This is a genomic window from Mesorhizobium sp. M0698 (assembly GCF_040320455.1).
GTDB lineage: Bacteria > Pseudomonadota > Alphaproteobacteria > Rhizobiales > Rhizobiaceae > Mesorhizobium.
The window spans coordinates 324,118-343,742 of sequence record NZ_JAMYPQ010000003.1 but is presented as its reverse complement, the minus strand read 5'-3'; the positions used below and the strand labels follow the sequence as shown (position 1 = coordinate 343,742).

Sequence of the window (19,625 nt, the reverse complement as noted above, 5' to 3'; positions counted from 1 at the left end):
CTGTCCAGTGACGGGTAATGGGTAAAAAATTCCAGCAAGGACTGCCTCGGCTGCTCCGCGGGGCGCCGCGACGATGACAGCGCCGGCCACCGCCCTGAAGCATACGGCGCAGAACGGCGCTGCCGAAGCCATCCACGTCGAGAACCTGCACAAGAATTTCGGCAAGCTGCATGTATTGAAGGGCGTTTCGCTGTCGGCGCGCGATGGCGAGGTGATCGCCATCATCGGCGGCAGCGGCTCGGGCAAATCGACGCTGCTGCGCTGCATCAACTGCCTGGAGAACCCGACCAGCGGCATCATCCGGGTCAATGGCGAAGAGATAAAGCTGAAGGCCGACAGCTACGGCCACACCGTGCCCGCCGACCGCAAGCAGATCGAACGCATCCGCTCCAAGCTCGGCATGGTCTTCCAGAACTTCAATCTGTGGAGCCACATGACGTTGATCGAGAACGTCATCGAGGTTCCCGTGCATGTGCTCGGCGTCAAGCGCGATGTGGCGATCGGCGAGGCGGAAAAATTGCTCGCCCGCGTCGGCCTGGCCGAAAAACGCGACGTCTATCCCGCTTATCTGTCGGGCGGCCAACAGCAGCGTGCCGCGATCGCCAGGGCGCTGGCCATCAACCCGCGCGTCATGCTGTTCGATGAGCCGACTTCGGCGCTCGACCCGGAGCTGGTCGGCGAGGTGCTGAAGGTGATCGGCGACCTGGCGCGCGAAGGCCGCACTATGGTGCTGGTTACCCATGAGATGAAGTTTGCCCGCGAGGTCGCGACGCATGTCGTCTACCTCCACAACGGGCTGGTCGAGGAAGAAGGGCCGCCGGAACAGATCTTCGGCGCACCAAAATCCGAAAGGCTGAAGCAGTTCATCCGCAACATCAGTTAAACTGTGGGCGGACGAAAACCGGGAACAACAACAAAACTGGGAGTCATGACGATGAAGATTATTCTCAAGACCTTTGCCGCAGCGCTGCTGCTCGGCGTTGCCGCGATGGGCGTGGCCAAGGCCGATCCGGTCAAGATCGGCGTCGCCGCCGAACCCTATCCGCCCTTCGCCTCGCCGGACGCTTCCGGCAAATGGGTCGGCTGGGAGATCGAATTCATCGATGCCGTCTGCGCCGAGGAGAAGCTCGACTGCGTCATCACCCCCGTCGCCTGGGACGGCATCATTCCGGCGCTGACGACCAAGAAGATCGATCTTATCGCCGCCTCGATGTCGATCACCGCCGAGCGCGAGAAGACGATCGCCTTCTCGGACAAATATTACAACACCCCGACTGCGATCATCGGGCCGAAGGACCAGAAGTTCGGCTCAACACCGGAGGACCTCAAGGGCAAGATCATCGGCGTCCAAGTCTCGACCGTACACGCCGACTACGCCAAGAAGCACTTCGCCGACGCGGCGGAAATCAAGGAATACCAGACCCAGGACGAGGCCAACCAGGATCTTGCCGCCGGCCGGGTCGACGCGGTGCAGGCCGATTCCATTGCCCTCGACGCCTTCCTAAAATCGGACCAGGGCAAGCAATGCTGCGATCTGAAGGGCATGGTCGCGCCGGATCTGGCCATTCTCGGGCCCGGCGTCGGCGCCGGCGTCCGCAAGGAAGACTCCGAGTTGAAGGAAAAGATCAACGCCGGCATCAAGGCCATCCGCGCCAACGGCAAATATGACGAGATTTCGAAGAAGTACTTCGACTTCGACATTTACGGTGCCGACACGCAGTCGAACTGACGGCCTCATCCATGAGCGATTAACCACACGGCCCCGATAGAGCCGCGTGGTTAGTCGAAATCCATCGACGCGTGCTTCCGCGGGCGGAGATCGCCGGCGGTTTTAGCGCCAGCAATTCGAGGGCGACGCTGATCGACGCATTTGTTCCGGCTTGGGCCGCCTCCGCCATCGCGCTTCTCTCGCCCACGCCGCCGGGCTGGGGTGGAACGCTCATCGTCGGGCTGCTCCATACGATCGAGATCGCGGTCGGCGCCACCTGTCTCGGCCTTTTGATCGGCATCGGCGGCGCCTCCGGCAAGCTGTATGGTGGTCCGGTGGTGCGAGATCTCCTGGCAGTCTATACGACAGTCGTGCGCGCCGTGCCGGAGCTGGTGCTGATCCTTCTGCTCTATTACGCCGGCACCGATCTGATCAATCAGATGCTGACGGCAATGGGCTATCAGCGCATGGACATTAGTGGGCTGGCGGCCGGCATTGCCGTGCTCGGCTTCGTCCAGGGCGCCTATTCGACCGAGGTGATCCGCGGGGCGATCCTCGCCATTCCGCAGGGCCAGATCGAAGCCGCGCGCGCCTATGGCATGTCTCCCGGCCTGCTGCTGCGGCGCATCACGCTGCCGGCGATGCTGCCGTTCGCCATACCCGGCCTTGCCAATCTTTGGCTGATCGCCACCAAGGACACCGCCCTGCTGGCGGTCGTCGGCTTTTTCGAGCTGACATTGGCGACACGGCAGGCGGCCGGCGTCACCAAAGCCTATCTGACATTCTTTGTCGCCGCCGGCGCGATCTACCTTCTGTTGACGCTGGTCTCCAACCTGATCATCGGCCGCATCGAGAGCTGGGCCCGCCGCGGCATGCCGTCGCTCAAGGAGGCCCGTTGATGGCCGGCCCGGTGATGACTGGCGAAGCGGCCGTCGAGATAGCCGCACGCGCTTCGCTGTGGCTGAAGCCGCATCGTATCGCGCTGATCCTGATCGCGCTGGGGCTGGTTTTGGCGGCGGCCGTCTTCATGCGCTGGGACTGGCTGCCGAAATATTACGGGATGGGATTGCTCGGCATCTGGCGCGCGCTGTGGATTCTTGCCGTCACCTGCACGCTGGGCTTCCTGCTCGCCATGCCGCTCGGACTGGCACAAGCCGCAGGCTCTTTCTGGTTCGCGGCGCCCGCCAAGGCCTTCTGCACCGTCATCAGGGGAACGCCGCTGCTGCTGCAGCTCTGGTTGCTCTATTACGGGCTGGGCTCGCTGTTTCCACAATATCCATGGATTCGCGAGTCCTGGATGTGGCCCTATCTGAGGCAGGCATGGCCCTATGGCGTGCTCGGGCTGACGCTGTCCTTCGCCGGCTATGAGGGTGAGGTGATGCGAGGCGCTTTTGCCGGCGTACCGAAAGGCCAATTGGAAGCCGCCCGCGCCTTCGGCATGAGCCGCTGGAGGATTTTCCGGCGAATCTGGCTGCCGCAGGCCTTCTACCGCGCGCTTCCGACACTGACGGGCGAAATCGTGCTGCAGCTGAAATCGACGCCGCTGGTGGCGACCATCAGCGTGATCGACATATTCGCCGTCACTTCAAAGGTGCGTCAGGATACCTACCTCACCTATGAACCCTTGCTGCTCCTGGCGTTGATCTATATGGCGATCACCGGCATCCTCGTCTTCACCCTGGGCAAGATCGAGGCGCGGATTCCGAACAAGATTGGTTAGGTGAATGGTGAATGGTGAATAGTCAGTAGTGAGTAGCCCGTAGTGTTACCGGCTAAGTCCCACTCACCATTTACCATTCACCCATTCCCTCAGATATCCATGGCAATCACAATGCAACTCAGTCTCGACCAGGCGACAGGGCTGTGCCGGATGGCCGCACTTGGCGCTGGCGCCAACGAAGAGGCGGCGCAGTCGCTGGCTGCCTCGATCGTCGCGGCCGAGGCGGAAGGACTGTCGATCGTCGGGCTTTCGCACTTTATCGATTATCTTGAAGCACTGGAGGCCGGCCGTATCGACGGCAACGCCGATCCGGTGATCACCAGGCCGGCGCTCGCGGTCTATCTTTCCGATGCGCGCGGCGGCTTAGCGCATACCGGTTTCGACCGCACGATCGATGACCTCGCCAAGGCGGCGCGGCTGTTCGGCGTCGCCATCTTTTCGCAGAAGAATGCTTATACGTGCGGCGCGCTCGGCTATTTCACCGGACGGCTGGCCGCGCAGGGATTGGTGTCGTTCGCCGCCACCAACGGCCCGGCCGTGCTTGCCGGCTCGGGCTCGGTCAAGCCGGTCTACTGCACCAACCCGATGTCCTTTGCGGCACCCGCCGCGGACGGGGCGGCGCTGGTCATCGACCAATCGTCGAGCGCCACCGCCTTCGTCAACATCCGCAAGGCGGCCGAGGACGGCAAGAAGATACCCGAAGGCTGGGCACTGGATGCGAGCGGCAATCCGACCACGGACCCGGCAGCTGCAATGAAGGGCGCCATGCTTGCCTTCGGCGGCCAGCGCGGCGCCAACATCGCGCTGATGGTCGAGGTGCTGGCTGCGGGCCTGTCGGGCGCCAACTGGTCGCTCGATGCGCCATGGTTCAGCGGCGGGCCGGACAGTCCGGGGACCGGCCTGTTCGTGCTTGCCGTCGAGCCCAAGCTGCTCGATCCGGACTTCGAAAAGCGGATGAAGGATCAACTCAACCGGCTGCGGCGGCGCTATGGCGTGCATGTGCCGGGGCGTGCCCGGGCCGAGGCCGCGGAGAAGGCGGCGGCGCGCGGCATAAGCGCGCCGAAAGCCGTGGTGCAGCGCATTTCCGAATTCGCCGCCCGCTATTCGTCCTGAAGAAATTCGTTTGTCCGATGAGCGGCTGAGAACGCCTGCCGATCCGGCAGCGCGAGCCTACTTCCCGCAATAATGATCGTTGATGACGTTCGCCGCATTCGCGTCCGGCCCTACCCTGTTGTAGGAGCAGGGTTCGGCGGCCGTCGTGAACAGGTGGTTGTCATAGTAGCGCGGGCCACCGAACAGAATGTCGATGATGTTGCCGTTGGCCGGAACGTAGCGTTCGGGTTGAGCTTGGTGGTGATGCCGGTTTGCCGCGAATGCCGAGGCACCAATGCTGCAGCCTGTTGCGAAAGCCAGAGCGAAGATCGCAACGCGTTTTGTCGTCATCGGCAATATCCTCCATTCGGAATCAAACCATACATCCTAAAATCGCCGGCCGGAACAAAGGTTCCTGTCCCGAATGGAGTTACCCTAAAGCCCGGCGTCGGCGGGTTTTCTGCCGTTTCCAACGGATACTGGAAATCATGCTTCAACAATGCCGGGCGACCGATGGTCGCCCTTTGCCTTTGGCGCGAAACCGACTATGAAACGGCTTCAACCAAGCCATCTGGATAGCCGCCGGAGCCAGCCATGACCGAAATCCTGCAGACCCCAAAGCTCGTGGTCGTGTTCGGCGGCTCCGGCTTTGTCGGTCGTCATGTCGTGCGGGCGCTGGCCAAGCGCGGCTACCGCATCCGGGTCGCCTGCCGCCGGCCCGATCTCGCCGGCCACCTGCAGCCGCTCGGCAATGTCGGGCAGATCCAGCCGGTGCAAGCCAATGTCCGGGTGCGCTGGTCGGTCGACCGCGCCGTGCAAGGCGCGGACCATGTCGTCAATCTGGTGGCGATCGCGCATGAGGCCGGCCGGCAGAAATTCACTGCCGTCCACGAGTTCGGCGCGCGGGCTGTCGCTGAAGCGGCGCGCGCCGTCGGCGCCGGCCTCACCCATATCTCGGCTCTGGGTGCGGATCTCCACGCGCAATCGGACTACGCGCGTACCAAGGCGCTCGGCGAAAAGGCCGTTCTTGAGACGGTCCAGGACGCCGTGATCTTTCGGCCATCGATCAATTTCGGGCCGGAGGACGGTTTCTTCAACCGCTTTGCAAACATGGCTCGCTTTTCCCCAGTGCTGCCGCTGATCGGCGGCGGGCAGACGAAATTCCAGCCGGTCTATGTCGGCGACGTCGCCGAAGCGGTGGCACACTCGGTCGACGGCAAGGTCCAGGGCGGCCGGATCTATGAACTCGGCGGGCCGCAGGTGCTTAGCTTCAAGGAATGCATGCAAGAGCTGCTTGTCATCATCGAACGCAAGCGGTTTTTGCTGCCCGTGCCATGGTGGCTGGCGAACTTCCAGGCATCAATTCTCGGGCTGCTGCCCAATCCGTTGTTGACCAAGGACCAGGTCCTGCTGTTGCGCCAGCACAATGTGGTGTCGGATGCCGCCGTCAAGGACAACAGGACGCTCGCCGGCCTCGGTATCCAGCCGCGGTCGATCGGAACCATCCTGCCCAGCTATCTCTGGCGCTACCGCGCCGCCGGCCAGTTCCAACGCAAGTCCGCCGCATAACACGAACGGACGTCGGGTTGCCTACGCCGCGCGCCTGGTAACCTGCATAGGCAGCCCGCCTTGCGGCTGCGTCGTCAGCTTCTGCACCGGCCAGGGGCGGGTTTGCGCGGTGGTATCGAAACGATAGCGCGACAGCATGATCGCCAACGCGATGATTGCCTCCTGCATGGCAAAGCTGGCGCCGATGCAGACGCGAGGCCCGGCGCCGAACGGCAAATACTGGAAACGGTCGATCTTCTCGCGGTTTCCCGGATGGAAGCGTTCCGGCATGAAGGCGTCGGGCCTGTCCCACAGCTTGCGATGGCGGTGGACGACCCACGGCATCACCAGCACCGCGGCACGTCGCGGTATGTAGAGGCCGTTCCAGGTTTCGGGCTCGATCGGTTCGCGGTTGATCGATGGCGCCGGCGGATAGAGCCTGAGCGCCTCTTCGAAGGCGGCACGGGTGAGCGGCATGGCGTCGAGCCATTTCGTCGGGTCGGGCTCACGCGCCAGCACGGCATCGATCTCGTGCTCGATCTTTTCGCGCTCCCACGGCGCTTCGGCAAGGCAGTAGAGCGTCCAGCCGAGCGCCCTGGCCGTAGTCTCGTGGCCGGCGCCGATAAAGGTGATGATGTTGTCCTCGACCTCGGCCCGGGTCAGCCCGCCCGGTCCCTCCGCTTTCAACAGCAGCGTGAGAAAATCCTGCGGCACCGTGTCCGGATCACGCTTCAACCGCGCCTCGCGCATCTGCACCGTGTCGGTGACGATCTTGCGGAAGTAGGCCATGGTCTTGCGGCCGCGGATGCGGGTCAGACGCGGCAGCCAATCGGGTGCCCGCAACAGGTCGAGCGGATCGACCCGACCCATGGTCTCGAACAGGCGGTCGATCTCCTTGGCAAAGCTGCCCGGCTCGCCTGAAATCTCACCGGAAAACAGCGTCTCGGCCAGGATGTCAAAGGTAAGCAGCGTCATGTCGTGAGCGATGTCGAACGTGCCGCCGCCCTCGTAGCGCGTGACGAACTCCCGCGTGCGCCTCAGCATCGGCTCGGCAAAACCGAAGATATGGCGCGGCGTGAACACCGGCGCCATGGCCTTGCGTGAACGCCTCCACACCTCGCCCTCGGCGGTCAGCAAGCCGTCGCGCAGGATCGGCCGCAGGATCAGCTGGCGAACCGTCGCCATCTTGTAGTTCTTGGCGTTATCGACCAGCACGTGGCGAATGAGACCGGGGTCGTTGGCGATGACCAGCGGCCCGCCGATGCCGGTCACCGAAATCCAGGGCTCGTTGTAGGTCGGCTCGCCCCACAGTTCGAGCGGATTGCGGTAGACGATGCGGATCATCTCCAGCGTCGAGGGCGGCGCGGTGCGCGGCTTCGGCACCGGCGGGACGAAGGGGACGGGCTGACTGTCCATGACTTGCTCCGCTGACACCTCAATGTAGTGGCGGGCAAGGCAGGCGTCCATGTGAGCGGACGACAAGGTGATGCATCCGCTCTCTGGAATGTGACCCGGGCACCGGAAAGTGCCTGCTTGCTGTGTCCGGCTGCGTGTCTTAGGTGGCAGCACCACAGATGTCAGAACCGGCGGGAGCCTGCCTTGAAGCACCAGTTGAACGTCATCATCGGCAGCACGCGGCCGGGCCGCGCCGGACCCGCTTTCGCAAAGTGGCTGGAGAGCTTTGCGCGCGAGCATGGCAAATTCGAGCCGGTGCTCACTGACATCGCCGCATTCAACCTGCCGGTGCTGGACGAGCCGCATCATCCGAGACTCGGCAAATACGAAAACAGCCACACGAAAGCCTGGTCGAAAGCAATCGACGCCGCCGACGCGTTCGTCTTCGTGGCGCCGGAGTACAATTATTTCACCGCTCCCGCGATCGTCAACGCGGTCGACTACCTGCTCAGGGAATGGCGATACAAGCCGGCCGCCATCCTCAGCTACGGCGGTGTCTCCGGCGGCTTACGAGCGGCGCAGGCGGTCAAACCGTTGCTGACCGCCGTCGGTGTCATGCCGATTCCGGAAGGCGTGGCGCTGCCGATGTACCAGAAGCTGCTCGACGAGACCGGCGCCTTCCTGCCCAGCGAGCAGGTGCTCGGCGGGGCCAGGACCATGCTGGACGAGCTGTTCCGCTGGAGCGAAGCGCTGAAGCCGATGCGGGTCGGCTGACAACGCGAACGGCCCAGCTTGCCGATGCCGCAACTTGCTCATGCCATAAAGAGATGGAATGCTCCGGCAAATGACCGAGCCGGGGCGGTTCGATTTGCGTCTTCTGTTTGCCTTGCTGCTGATCCTCTCGACGGCCTCCGCTGCCGTGGCGGAGCGGCGCGTTGCGCTGGTCGTCGCCGAGAACGACTACCGGCTGATCCGGCCGCTCGCCAATCCCGTCAATGACGGCGAGGTCATGGGAACGGTGCTGAGGAAGCTTGGTTTCGAGGTCTTCCTCGAAACCAACCGCGACCTGCGGCGCATGCGCCGGGCGCTCGACGATTTCCGCGAGGATGCCAAAGGCGCCGACGTGGCACTGGTGTTCTTCTCCGGCCACGGCGTCGAGATCGCCGGCGAGAATCGGCTCCTGCCGGTCGATGCAGACGCGTCGTCGCTCGCTACGCTGGAAAGGACCAGCCTGCCGCTGGAGGAGATCCGCGCGACCGTCGCCGCCACCAGCAAGGTCGGACTGATCGTGCTCGATGCCTGCCGCAGCGATCCGTTTGCGGCTACGGGCGGCGAAGGCCGCGGCGCAACGGCGCCGGTAAAAGAGGTCAGCGACAAGGTCCGGCCGGGCCTTGGCCGCATCGGGCGGGCAGAAAACATCCTGTTTGCCTTTTCGGCGGCGCCGGGCGAGACCGCAGCGGATGGGACGGGCCAGAATTCGCCGTTCACCGCGGCGCTGACGAAATATCTCAGCACCGATGGGCTCGAGATACGCTCCGTACTGACGCTCGTGCAACAGGAGGTCTACGACCTCTCGCGCGGCAAGCAATTGCCCTATGTCGAGAGCGGCCTGCCGCAGCTGTTCTTCGCCACGACAGCCCAGGAGAAACTGCCGGAGCGCGAACGCTTGTTGCTTGCCATGGCCGAGGTGACGCCCGCGATGCGCGGCGAGGTGGAAAAGATCGCCAGCGACGCCGATATGCCGCTGGCGCCGCTCTATGGCGCGTTGATCAGTTCCGATGCCGGCCATCTCTCCGCAGACAGTCTGAACACCAGGCTGCGTGAGGCAGCCGACGCCTTCGTCAAGGTGCGGAGCGAAATGCAGACCCTTGGCTCCGACGATCTGCGGGTGGCAGCGTTGCGCCGGCAGGCCGAAGAGCAGCTTTCGCTGGGAGCGTTCGATGCCGCGCGGAAAAAGCTCGCCGAAGCAGCCGAGATCGACAATGTCTCGCGCAACGCGCTGAAGGCCAATTTCGTCAGCCGCACGCTCTCCGAGGCCGCAACGCGCTATCTGTCCGGCGGGGCCGCGCGCGCCGACCTCGACTACGCCACAGCCATCAAGGATTATGAATCCGTGCTGGCGCTTTATGGCGAAGCCGGACAGGTGGTGCTGTCGCTCGACGACGCCGACCGCTTGATCCGCACGCTGGACGAGCTCGGCAAGCTCTATACCACGGTCGGCAATATCGATGCGGCCGGCCGTGCCTTCGAGGCGCTGCAAGCCGATCTCGAGCGGCGGTCGCATCATGAAACCGATCCCAACGTGAAGCGCGACTTCGCCGTCAGCCACGTCAAGCTCGGCAACGTGCGGATGGCGCAAGGCAATCTGCCGTCAGCGCTGCAGAATTATGAGACCGCCAAGACCATTCTGCAGGGCCTGACCGAGGCAGAACCGGACAATCTGGAGTGGTTCGGCGACCTCGCCATGGCCGACGACAAGATCGGCAACGTATTGGCGACGCAAGGCGATCTGGCCGGCGCCGCAGAGGTCTACCAGGAAAGCCTGTCGATCAAGAAGCAGCTCGCCGCCGGAGAGCCCGACCGTGCCGAACTGCAGCGCGACCTGACCATCACCTACGATGAGATCGGTCACCTTGCCCATATCGCAGGCCAACTGGACAACGCACAGGCGGCCTATAAAGAGAGCCTGAAGGTGCGGCTGGCGCTGGCGGCGGACAAACCGGGAGACGCCGACCGGCAGCGTGACGTCTCGGTCAGCCACGATACGATAGGCGACCTGCTGCGCGAACGCGGCGACGCCGCCGGGGCGCTGGCGGCCTACAAGGAAGGTCTGGCGATCGTCAAGCAACTGGCGAAACGCGATCCGGACGACACCGAGTTGAAGCGCGACCTGTCGGTCGGCAACGCCAAAATCGGCAATGCGCTAAGCGACCAGCAGAACTGGCCGGCGGCACTTTCGGCTTATCGTGAGGCACTTTCGCAGGCCAGCGTGCTCGCCGCCGGCGACCCGAACAACACCGAATGGCAGCGCGACCTGTCCGTGTGCATCGAGAAAGTCGCCGGCGTCCTGGCGATACAGGGCGACCACAAAGGCGCGCTGAAAGCCTATCTGGACAGCTACGCGATTGCGCAGAGGCTGGCCAAGCTCGATCCCGCCAATTCCGACTGGCAACGGGACTTGTCGATAACGCTGTCCGAAGTCGCCACGGTGCGCCTCAGGCAGCGCGACGTCAGGGGCGCCCGGCAAGCCCTTCAGGACAGCCTGGCCATTCGTCAGAAACTTGCCCGGTCCGATCCGGACAACGCCACCTGGCAGCGCGACCTGGTGGTCGCCTATATCGACTACGCCCAAGTCGCAAAGGACCCGAAGGCTGTGCTTTCCAAGGCGCTCGACATGACGCTCGAGCTCGACCGGAGCGGCCGGTTGGCACCGCGCCACAAGTTCATGATCAAGTTTTTACGTGAGCGGCTGGCCAGGATCGAAGCCAGGCGCCGGTAGCCGGCTCACGCGATGGCCATTCCGTTCCGAAATGCCTGCAAACCTTGGAAAAACCGCCTTTTGCGCCTATATCTACGACATTAGAAATGCGCGATTCGAAGCCGATTTTTCGCGCTCTGCACACGGCATCAATCAGACAGGTTTTCATGAGCGACCAGACCGACATCGCCAACGGCGTTGAAGCCGAATACGGCGCCGATTCCATCAAGGTTTTGAAGGGCTTGGATGCCGTTCGCAAGCGGCCGGGCATGTATATCGGCGATACCGACGACGGCTCGGGCCTGCACCACATGGTGTATGAGGTGGTCGACAACGCCATCGACGAAGCACTGGCCGGCCATGCTGACCTGGTGACGGTGACGCTCAATCCGGACGGATCGGTGACGGTCATCGACAATGGCCGCGGCATTCCGACCGATATCCACACCGGCGAAGGCATTTCAGCGGCCGAAGTGATCATGACGCAGCTGCATGCCGGCGGCAAGTTCGACCAGAACTCCTACAAGGTCTCAGGCGGCCTGCACGGCGTCGGCGTGTCGGTCGTTAACGCCCTGTCGGCCTGGCTGAAACTGAAGATCCGCCGCAACGGCCATATCTACGAGATGAGTTTCACGCATGGCAATGCCGACGCGCCGCTGCGCATCACCGGCAGTTATGAACAAGACAAGGTCCCCGGCACCTATGAAGGGCGCAGCGGCAGCGAAATCACGTTTTTGCCGTCGTCCGAGACTTTCACCATGGTCGAATTCGACTACGGTACGCTGGAGCATCGGCTGCGCGAGCTCGCCTTCCTGAACTCCGGCGTGCGCATCGTTTTGACCGATGCCCGCCATGCCGACATCGTGCGCCATGAACTGCACTACGATGGCGGGCTGGAAGAGTTCGTCCGATATCTCGACCGGACGAAGAAGCCGTTGCTCGACAAGCCGATCTCGATCCGCGCCGAGCGCGACGGCATCACGGTCGAAGTCGCCATGTGGTGGAACGACAGCTACCATGAAAACGTGCTGGCCTTCACCAACAACATCCCGCAACGCGACGGCGGCACGCATCTGGCAGGCTTCCGCGGTGCGCTGACGCGCCAGATAACCGGCTATGGCGACTCCTCGGGCCTGACCAAGAAGGAAAAAGTGGCGCTGATCGGCGATGATTGCCGCGAAGGGCTGACCGCGGTGCTGTCGGTCAAGGTTCCCGACCCGAAATTCTCCTCGCAGACCAAGGACAAGCTGGTGTCGTCCGAGGTCCGCCCGGTGGTCGAAGGGCTTGTCAACGAAGCGCTCGGCACCTGGCTCGAGGAGCACCCGACCGAGGGCAAGGCGGTCATCGAGAAGGTCATCCAGGCCGCTGCCGCGCGGGAAGCCGCGCGCAAGGCACGCGACATCACCCGCAAGAGTTCGCTCGGCGTCACCTCGCTGCCCGGCAAGCTGGCCGATTGCCAGGAGCGCGATCCGGCGAAATCCGAGATCTTTATCGTCGAAGGCGACAGCGCCGGCGGCTCGGCCAAGGGCGGCCGTTCGCGCCAGAACCAGGCCATTCTTCCGCTGCGCGGCAAGATCCTCAATGTCGAGCGCGCCCGCTTCGACCGCATGCTCGGCTCCGACATGATCGGCACGCTGATCACCGCGCTCGGCACCTCGATCGGCAAGGACGAGTTCAACGCCGACAAGCTGCGCTACCACAAGATCATCCTGATGACCGACGCCGATGTCGACGGCGCCCACATCCGCACCTTGCTGCTGACCTTCTTCTTCCGCCAGATGCCGGAACTGATCGAACGCGGTCATCTCTACATCGCGCAGCCGCCGCTCTACAAGGTGACGCGCGGGAAGAGCTCGCAATACATCAAGGACGAAGCCGCCTTCGAGGAATTCCTGATCGGCTCCGGGCTGGAAGAAGCGTCGCTTGCGCTCAGCACAGGCGAGGTGCGGGCCGGGCAGGACCTGCGCAGTGCCATCGACGACGCCTTGGCTGTCCGCCAGCTCATCAACGGATTGCACACGCGCTATAACAGAGGCGTGGTCGAGCAGGCAGCGATTGCCGGCGCGCTCAACCCGGAGATATTCACCGACCTCCGCCGCGCCAACGAGACGGCCGAGCGTGTTGCCCGTCGTCTCGACATTATCGCCGAGGATACCGAGCGCGGCTGGATCGGCCGCATGTCGACCTCGAACGAGGGCATTGGCGGCTATGTCTTCGAGCGAACGGTGCGCAGCGTCAAGGAGTTCGCGCATCTCGACCTGGCGCTGATCAATTCCGCCGACGCACGCCAGCTCGACCGCTATGCGCCGCGCCTGGCGGAAATCTACGGCGAGCCGCCGGTGCTGCGCCGCAAGGATGTCTCGGAAACCATTTCGGGGCCGCTGGCACTGCTCAATGCCGTGTTTGCCACCGGCCGCAAGGGCCTGACCATGCAGCGCTACAAGGGCCTTGGCGAAATGAACGCCGAGCAGCTCTGGGAAACGACGCTCGACCCGAATGTGCGCTCGCTGTTACAGGTCAAGGTCAATGACGCGACTGATGCGGACAGCTTGTTTTCACGGCTGATGGGCGACGAGGTCGAGCCAAGGCGCGAATTCATCCAGGAAAACGCGCTGTCGGTTGCCAATCTGGACATCTGAGCCAAGGCCGAGATACCCAGCCAGCAGGCATGAAGTGCATTGGTGCGCCTTGGCGCACCAATACGGCTGCTGCAACGCAACAAAGATCACCAGGACCGCCGGAACGGAAAGGCTTTCAAGGCATTGTAGTCGATCACAATCGCCGCAGGAGGCATCCATGGGACGTGGCATTTTGCTCTGGCTTCTCGGAGTCCCAATTCCGATCATTATTCTGATCATGCTGTTCGCACGGTAGGGAGGCTTCGATGCAGTCCACCGTAACAGCTGTCGACGTTTCCGCCCCGACGGAATCCGCTTCCACTGCTGTCAGCTGGGGGCCAATCGTCGCCGGCGCCTTTGCTGCGTCAACGCTTACCTTCATCTTGATGCTGCTCGGCTCCGGGCTTGGGCTGAGCATGGTGTCGCCATGGTCCGGCTCGGGTGCGTCAGTCACCACTTTCGCCGTTTCCACCGCCGTCTGGCTGATCGTCGTGCAGTGGCTGTCGTCGGCCCTGGGCGGCTACCTCGCCGGACGCCTGCGCACCAAATGGGTCGGCATCCACACCGATGAAGTCTTCTTCCGCGATACCGCTCACGGCTTCCTGGCCTGGGCGCTGGCGACGCTGCTCGTCGCCGGCGTGCTCGGCACGGCGCTTTCGGCCGCGATAGGTACCGGTGTCCAGGCTGCTTCGACTGTGGCATCGGGCGCGGCAATGGGCGCTTCGGCAGGTGCTGCTGCAAACGCGGGTAGCGCCTCGACTGACAACGCCACATCGTATTTCGTCGATACGCTGTTCCGCCCGGCCGATCCGGCAAGGCTCGCTGCCGCCAATCCGGAGAGCGACGCTGCGGCAACGGCGCAGGCATCGCGCATTCTAATCGCGAGTGCCGCAGCAGGCGAAATATCGGCCGACGACAAGACCTATCTGTCGCGGCTCGTGGCCGCCCGCACAGGCCTGTCCGAAGCGGATGCCACCGCTCGCGTCGATACGGTAATCGCCAGAGCGCAGGACGCCAAGGTCAAGGCCCAGCAGGCGGCCGACACCGCCAGAAAGGCAGGCGCCACCTTCTCGCTGATTGGCGCGCTGTCGCTGGTCGTCGGGGCCTTCATTGCCAGCGCGGCTGCAGCACTTGGCGGCAGGCAGCGCGACGACGAGGAAGCGATTTTCCTGACCAATCGTTGATCGGTGACTAAGCGAACTCGGTCCGCTTCGGGAAGATTACGCCCGAAGGGGACCTTGCTTTGAACTGCCGCCGCGGCATTGTCGTGCGCTGCTCGCCGCCTACAGCTCAGCTTCCAGTTTGCGGCCGAGATCGACCGCATCGCGCAGCACGGCAAGGTGCGAGCGCGGCTGTACGCCGGCCGGCGCGTTGACCTCGAGGCCGCTCGCCGTCAGCGACCAGTAGAGCCTGTGCGTGAAGACGCGGCCGCCCGAGCCGCGCAGCTCGACCTGGATGTTTTCCACGCCGGGACCAAAATTTTCCGTCATCCGCCCTGAAATCGGGTCGCCGGTCAGCCAGCCATTGCCCCTGTCGAAAATATTGGTCCAGCGCGTCGCGGCAAACACCGCGCCATGATGCACCGCCCGCTGCGGCTTGCCGGAATGGCTGCGCCCTTCCTGGTAGAGCATGGTCCCGCCCGCCGCCCTGTCGGCGATCGGCGGGCATGCCGAAAACAGGCGCTCGGCGATGCCGCGCCTGAGTTCGGCGAGGTTGTAGGTCACTAGAAACTCGCTGTGGGTCAGCGGACTGCCGAGCGTGACGAAATCGCTGATCTTCCACGGCAGCGGATGATCGGCGTCGCCGACGCGAAGCTGCCGGTAGAGCTCCCATTGGCTGCGCCGGAATGCGGGGAGGTCATCGAGGCTGTCGGGCCAAGCGGAGGCATCGGCGGCCAGCGTCGCCTTGTCGACGGCGTGGATCGCCTTCAGCCTCGCTTTGTCGCGAATGGCTTCCAACTTTCTAGGCCTGAAATCGGCCCACAATATCTGCAACAGATCATAGGCGATGATCGACCCGAGGCTGTGCGAGACCAGCACGATGCGGTCATAGGCATCGTCCATCATGAGACGCTTCAGCAGCTTGAGGCCACGCTCGCGGACCAGCGCCCGCTTCTCGACCGTTGCCGCTTCGGCCCGCACATAGGCGGCGACGTCGCCGAAATAAGGCAAGCCAAACTGGTCCACCGACCAGATGACGAACGACGCCAGAACCGTGACAAGCACACCGGTCGTCCAGGAGATGTAGCCTTGCCAGGTCGACGTTGCGAGCGCCAGCGCCGCGCCGAGGACGACGATGGTGGCCAAAAGCGTGACGACATAGAGTTTGAGCACATCGCGCGGAATATCGGCCGGCTTGCGCCAGAGCAGGGTCGTCACCCAGGCAGCAAGGCGGCTTCGGGTCGTGCCCTGGGTGATGTCGGCCCAGTAAAGCTCGTAGAAATCGGTGCGGCGGCCATCGACATCATAGGGCGTGGTGATCCGGCGGAGTTCGTGCGAATTGGTCCGGCTGTCGGGCGTGATCCAGCTCTGGTTGATCTTCGCACCCATCGGGTCGGCCGGATCGGGGACATGGGCATAGAACGGTGCCCGGGCCGGATCGTGGCTCCATACGGCCTGGACAAACTCCCTCAACGTGTCCATGGGCCGCTGCTCGCCCATGCCGTGCACGACCACTACCGCCTGGCTGCGCTTGCGTGGCGCCTTCTCTGCTGCGGTCAGATCGGCGGCCGGCGATGCAGCAGAACCAGGGTCGGGCACCAGCACCTCCACGATGACTCCGTTAGCAAGACGACGGGTCGGCATCGTAGCTTCAGAACCGGTAACAGCCAAGAAAAAGCCCGGCGCGGAGCCTGGCTGTATTCGACGATCGGCAGTGAGTTGGCAGCGACGCCGTTTCAGTGATCCATCGCTTTGACGATCTCCTCGGTCATCTTCTTGGCGTCGCCGAGCAGCATCATGGTGCCGTCCTTGTAGAACAGCGTGTTGTCGATGCCGGCATAGCCGGAGCCGAGCGAGCGCTTGACGAACAGGCAGGTGCGCGCCTTGTCGACGTCGAGAATTGGCATGCCGTAGATAGGTGAGGACTTGTCGTCACGAGCCGAGGGATTGGTGACGTCATTGGCCCCGATGACATAGGCGACGTCGGCCTGCGCGAACTCAGAGTTGATGTCCTCCAGCTCGAACACTTCGTCATAAGGCACGTTGGCTTCGGCCAAGAGCACGTTCATGTGCCCGGGCATGCGGCCGGCAACCGGGTGGATGGCGTATTTGACGTCGACGCCGTTGGCCTTGAGCTTGTCGGCCATCTCGCGCAGCGCGTGCTGCGCCTGGGCGACGGCCATGCCGTAGCCCGGCACGATGATGACCTTTTGCGCATTCATCATCAGATAGGCGGCATCCTCGGCCGAGCCCTGCTTGACCGTGCGCTCGATGCCGTCGTTGGCAATGGCTGATGTCTCGCCGCCGAAGCCGCCGAGGATGACCGAGATGAAGCTCCGGTTCATGCCTTTGCACATGATGTAAGACAGGATGGCGCCCGACGAGCCGACCAGCGCGCCGGTGATGATCAGCGCCAGATTGCCGAGCGTGAAGCCCAGGGCGGCCGCGGCCCAGCCCGAATAGGAATTCAGCATCGACACGACCACCGGCATATCGGCGCCACCGATCGGGATGATGAGAAGCACACCCAGCACCAGCGAGGCGGCAACGATCAGCCAGAACACCACCTTGGACTCGGCGGTGACGAGCAGCACGATCAGCACGATCAGCGCAATGCCCAGGGCCGCGTTGATGAAGTGGCGGCCACCGATCATGATCGGCTTGCCCGACATGCGGCCGTCGAGCTTCAAAAAGGCGATGACCGAGCCGGTGAAGGTGATGGCACCTATGGCAACGCCGAGGCTCATCTCGATCAGTGCCTGGGCATGAATATCGGCGACGGTGCCGATGCCGAAGCTTTCCGGTGCATAGATGGCGGCGGCCGCCACCATGACCGCGGCAAGACCGACCAGCGAGTGGAAGGCGGCGACCAGCTGCGGCATCGAGGTCATGGCAATGCGCCGTGCCGTGACCGCACCGGCCGAGCCGCCTATCAGCAGCCCGAGCACTATGAGGCCGAAGCGCCCGGCCGAAGGGGTCGCCAGCGCCAGCGTCGTGGCGATGGCGATGCCCATGCCGATCATGCCGTACATGTTGCCCTGGCGGCTGGTGGTCGGATGCGACAGGCCGCGCAATGCCAGGATGAACAGTATGCCGGAGACCAGATAGAGAAAGGAGGCGAAGTTGGCGTTCATAGCGGCCTACTTTTCCTTCTTCTTGTACATGGCCAGCATGCGCTGGGTGACGAGGAAACCGCCGAAGATGTTGACCGATACCAGCATCAGCGCAACGAAGCCGAAGCCGGTGGCAAGCCCTGAGGCCGAGATGCCGACGGCCAGCAGCGCGCCGACGACGATGACGGAGGAAATGGCGTTGGTGACCGCCATCAGCGGCGTGTGCAGTGCCGGCGTGACGGACCACACGACGTAGTAGCCGACGAAGATCGCCAGGACAAAGATGGCGAAGCGAAAGACGAAGGGATCGATGGCACCGCCGGACAGCGCGTGAGCGGCGTCACCCGCCGCCTCGGTGCCGGGCGCGGCCGCCAGGTTCTGCACCGCGAGCCGCACGGCAGCTGTCGCCTCGTCGAGCTGGTCGAGGGCTTTCTGCAGGGTCTGGTCCATCACGCGATCCCTCCGGTGGTCTTGGGCTTCCTCGAAGCGGCCGTTTTCTTCGCAGCCGGCTTCGCCGAAGCCTCGGCAACCATCGTCCTGGCCGGAATGGCCGGTGGTTCGACATATTGGCCCTTTGGCGGCTCCTGCTCAGCCTTTGCGAAAGCCGGATGCACGATCTTGCCAGCATCGGTCAGCATCGTCGCCTTGACCAGTTCGTCGTCGTGGTTGATGGCAAGCGTCTTCGCCGCCTTGTCGACCAGCGTCTCGAGGAAGGCATAGAGGTTCCTGGCATAGAGAAGCGAAGCGGAGGCGGCGACGCGACCGGGAACGTTGAGATGGCCGACGATCTTTACCCCGTTGGCCGTGGTCACCACCTTGCCGGCTTCGGCGCCCTCGACATTGCCGCCGCGCTCGACCGCGAGGTCGACGATCACAGAGCCGGGTTTCATCGAGGCGACCATCGCCGCCGAGACCAGCTTCGGCGCCGGACGGCCGGGGATCAGCGCGGTGGTGATGACGATGTCCTGCTTGGCGATGTGCTCGGCGGTCAACGCCGCCTGCTTGGCCTGATACTCCTTTGACATTTCCTTGGCGTAGCCGCCGGCCGTCTCGGCCGCCTTGAACTCCTCGTCCTCGACCGCCAGGAATTTTGCGCCGAGCGAGGCAACCTGCTCCTTGGCGGCCGGGCGCACATCGGTGGCGGTGACCACGGCGCCGAGGCGGCGCGCGGTGGCGATGGCCTGCAGACCGGCGACGCCGACGCCCATGATGAAGGCCTTCGCCGCCGGTACCGTGCCGGCGGCCGTCATCATCATCGGCAGTGCCCGGTCATATTCGGCAGCCGCGTCGACCACTGCCTGATAGCCGGCGAGGTTCGCCTGGCTGGACAGGACGTCCATCGACTGGGCACGGGTGATGCGCGGCATGAACTCCATGGAAAAGGCAGTAACACCAACCTTGGCCAGCGCGGCGACGGCAGCATCGTTGCCATATGGATCCATGATGGCAATGACGGCAGTGCCCGGCCGATAGGCTTTCAGCTCGGCATCGCTCGGCCGGCGCACCTTCAGCACGACATCAGCCCTGGAAACATCGCCGGCCTTGCCGATCGCGGCGCCGGCCTTGGCAAACTCCTCGTCGGGAATGCGCGAAGCAGTGCCTGCGCCGGCTTCGACGACCACGCCGAAACCCAGCGCCGCCAGCCGTTTCACCGTGTCGGGCGAGGCCGCGACGCGCGGCTCGTTCGCGTCGAGCTCACGAGGGATGAAAACCGTCTGTCCCACCGCATGATCCTTTCGGCCGGAACCCGTTACCCAAGACGCCGGCCGGCCACCGGCGGCGCCCTCGACAAA

Annotated in this window: 16 protein-coding genes; 10 read left to right on the top strand and 6 right to left on the bottom strand. The window is 63.8% G+C overall.

All coding sequences use genetic code 11. The features are described from left to right. Positions 1-73: 73 nt before the first annotated feature. The 5 genes from NKI16_RS09350 (at position 74) to NKI16_RS09330 (ending at position 4,541) form a co-directional block, all read left to right on the top strand. Entirely contained in the window at positions 74-883 is an 810-nt protein-coding gene (locus tag NKI16_RS09350; protein ID WP_023676274.1) for an ABC transporter ATP-binding protein, read from the top strand. Between the two features lie 51 nt (positions 884-934). Next, a complete protein-coding gene (locus tag NKI16_RS09345; RefSeq protein WP_352568373.1) occupies positions 935-1,729 on the top strand; it encodes a transporter substrate-binding domain-containing protein in 795 nt (264 codons plus the stop codon). Positions 1,730-1,941: 212 nt separating this feature from the next. Next, complete coding sequence (locus tag NKI16_RS09340) at positions 1,942-2,607, top strand: ABC transporter permease (protein WP_352453687.1); 666 nt, start codon at positions 1,942-1,944, stop codon at positions 2,605-2,607. A 14-nt stretch (positions 2,608-2,621) separates the two neighbouring features. Next, positions 2,622-3,428 (top strand): ABC transporter permease, encoded by an 807-nt coding sequence (locus NKI16_RS09335; RefSeq protein WP_352620750.1) that lies wholly within the window; start codon positions 2,622-2,624, stop codon positions 3,426-3,428. Positions 3,429-3,539: 111 nt separating this feature from the next. After that, positions 3,540-4,541, top strand: a complete 1,002-nt coding sequence (locus tag NKI16_RS09330; RefSeq protein ID WP_352620731.1) for an Ldh family oxidoreductase — start codon at positions 3,540-3,542, stop codon at positions 4,539-4,541. 57 nt (positions 4,542-4,598) lie between these two features. Here the strand turns inward: NKI16_RS09330 and NKI16_RS09325 are convergent, their stop codons facing one another. After that, entirely contained in the window at positions 4,599-4,871 is a 273-nt protein-coding gene (locus tag NKI16_RS09325) for a hypothetical protein (RefSeq protein ID WP_352454720.1), read from the bottom strand. A gap of 243 nt (positions 4,872-5,114) precedes the next feature. On the opposite strand from NKI16_RS09325, the gene NKI16_RS09320 reads away from it, so the two are divergent. Further along, entirely contained in the window at positions 5,115-6,089 is a 975-nt protein-coding gene (locus NKI16_RS09320) for a complex I NDUFA9 subunit family protein (RefSeq protein WP_352454721.1), read from the top strand. A 21-nt stretch (positions 6,090-6,110) separates the two neighbouring features. Here NKI16_RS09320 and NKI16_RS09315 read toward each other — a convergent pair whose 3' ends face one another. Next, complete coding sequence (locus NKI16_RS09315; RefSeq protein ID WP_352922577.1) at positions 6,111-7,484, bottom strand: cytochrome P450; 1,374 nt, start codon at positions 7,482-7,484, stop codon at positions 6,111-6,113. 183 nt (positions 7,485-7,667) lie between these two features. Here NKI16_RS09315 and NKI16_RS09310 point away from each other — a divergent pair, with 183 nt between their 5' ends. The 4 genes from NKI16_RS09310 to NKI16_RS09295 all read left to right on the top strand — a co-directional run bounded on the left by NKI16_RS09310 (position 7,668) and on the right by NKI16_RS09295 (position 14,743). Next, entirely contained in the window at positions 7,668-8,237 is a 570-nt protein-coding gene (locus tag NKI16_RS09310; RefSeq protein WP_352454723.1) for an NADPH-dependent FMN reductase, read from the top strand. A 58-nt stretch (positions 8,238-8,295) separates the two neighbouring features. Then, positions 8,296-10,962, top strand: coding sequence for a caspase family protein (locus tag NKI16_RS09305; protein WP_352922574.1), 2,667 nt, complete (start codon positions 8,296-8,298; stop codon positions 10,960-10,962). Between the two features lie 146 nt (positions 10,963-11,108). Beyond that, positions 11,109-13,580 (top strand): DNA topoisomerase (ATP-hydrolyzing) subunit B, encoded by a 2,472-nt coding sequence (gene gyrB, locus NKI16_RS09300; RefSeq protein ID WP_352568377.1) that lies wholly within the window; start codon positions 11,109-11,111, stop codon positions 13,578-13,580. Between the two features lie 245 nt (positions 13,581-13,825). Continuing rightward, positions 13,826-14,743 (top strand): hypothetical protein, encoded by a 918-nt coding sequence (locus NKI16_RS09295; RefSeq protein ID WP_352501122.1) that lies wholly within the window; start codon positions 13,826-13,828, stop codon positions 14,741-14,743. A 99-nt stretch (positions 14,744-14,842) separates the two neighbouring features. On the opposite strand, the gene NKI16_RS09290 is transcribed toward NKI16_RS09295, so the two are convergent. The 4 genes from NKI16_RS09290 to NKI16_RS09275 all read right to left on the bottom strand — a co-directional run bounded on the left by NKI16_RS09290 (position 14,843) and on the right by NKI16_RS09275 (position 19,556). Continuing rightward, entirely contained in the window at positions 14,843-16,318 is a 1,476-nt protein-coding gene (locus NKI16_RS09290) for a hypothetical protein (protein WP_352755334.1), read from the bottom strand. Positions 16,319-16,455: 137 nt separating this feature from the next. Then, entirely contained in the window at positions 16,456-17,853 is a 1,398-nt protein-coding gene (locus NKI16_RS09285; protein ID WP_352454727.1) for an NAD(P)(+) transhydrogenase (Re/Si-specific) subunit beta, read from the bottom strand. A gap of 6 nt (positions 17,854-17,859) precedes the next feature. Beyond that, entirely contained in the window at positions 17,860-18,282 is a 423-nt protein-coding gene (locus NKI16_RS09280; protein WP_502894421.1) for an NAD(P) transhydrogenase subunit alpha part 2, read from the bottom strand. Further along, positions 18,282-19,556, bottom strand: a complete 1,275-nt coding sequence (locus tag NKI16_RS09275; protein ID WP_352578573.1) for a Re/Si-specific NAD(P)(+) transhydrogenase subunit alpha — start codon at positions 19,554-19,556, stop codon at positions 18,282-18,284. The genes NKI16_RS09280 and NKI16_RS09275 overlap by 1 nt, the downstream gene beginning before the upstream one ends. Positions 19,557-19,625: the final 69 nt, after the last annotated feature.

Bases quoted from the DNA above. Each gene is read 5' to 3' on its own strand.
- NKI16_RS09285 (WP_352454727.1), bottom strand. From the start codon at position 17,853: ATGAACGCCAACTTCGCCTCCTTTCTCTATCTGGTCTCCGGCATACTG.
- gyrB (WP_352568377.1), top strand. From the start codon at position 11,109: ATGAGCGACCAGACCGACATCGCCAACGGCGTTGAAGCCGAATACGGC.
- NKI16_RS09330 (WP_352620731.1), top strand. From the start codon at position 3,540: ATGCAACTCAGTCTCGACCAGGCGACAGGGCTGTGCCGGATGGCCGCA.
- NKI16_RS09335 (WP_352620750.1), top strand. From the start codon at position 2,622: ATGACTGGCGAAGCGGCCGTCGAGATAGCCGCACGCGCTTCGCTGTGG.
- NKI16_RS09315 (WP_352922577.1), bottom strand. From the start codon at position 7,484: ATGGACAGTCAGCCCGTCCCCTTCGTCCCGCCGGTGCCGAAGCCGCGC.
- NKI16_RS09325 (WP_352454720.1), bottom strand. From the start codon at position 4,871: ATGACGACAAAACGCGTTGCGATCTTCGCTCTGGCTTTCGCAACAGGC.
- NKI16_RS09305 (WP_352922574.1), top strand. From the start codon at position 8,296: ATGCTCCGGCAAATGACCGAGCCGGGGCGGTTCGATTTGCGTCTTCTG.
- NKI16_RS09345 (WP_352568373.1), top strand. From the start codon at position 935: ATGAAGATTATTCTCAAGACCTTTGCCGCAGCGCTGCTGCTCGGCGTT.
- NKI16_RS09280 (WP_502894421.1), bottom strand. From the start codon at position 18,282: ATGGACCAGACCCTGCAGAAAGCCCTCGACCAGCTCGACGAGGCGACA.
- NKI16_RS09320 (WP_352454721.1), top strand. From the start codon at position 5,115: ATGACCGAAATCCTGCAGACCCCAAAGCTCGTGGTCGTGTTCGGCGGC.
- NKI16_RS09350 (WP_023676274.1), top strand. From the start codon at position 74: ATGACAGCGCCGGCCACCGCCCTGAAGCATACGGCGCAGAACGGCGCT.
- NKI16_RS09295 (WP_352501122.1), top strand. From the start codon at position 13,826: ATGCAGTCCACCGTAACAGCTGTCGACGTTTCCGCCCCGACGGAATCC.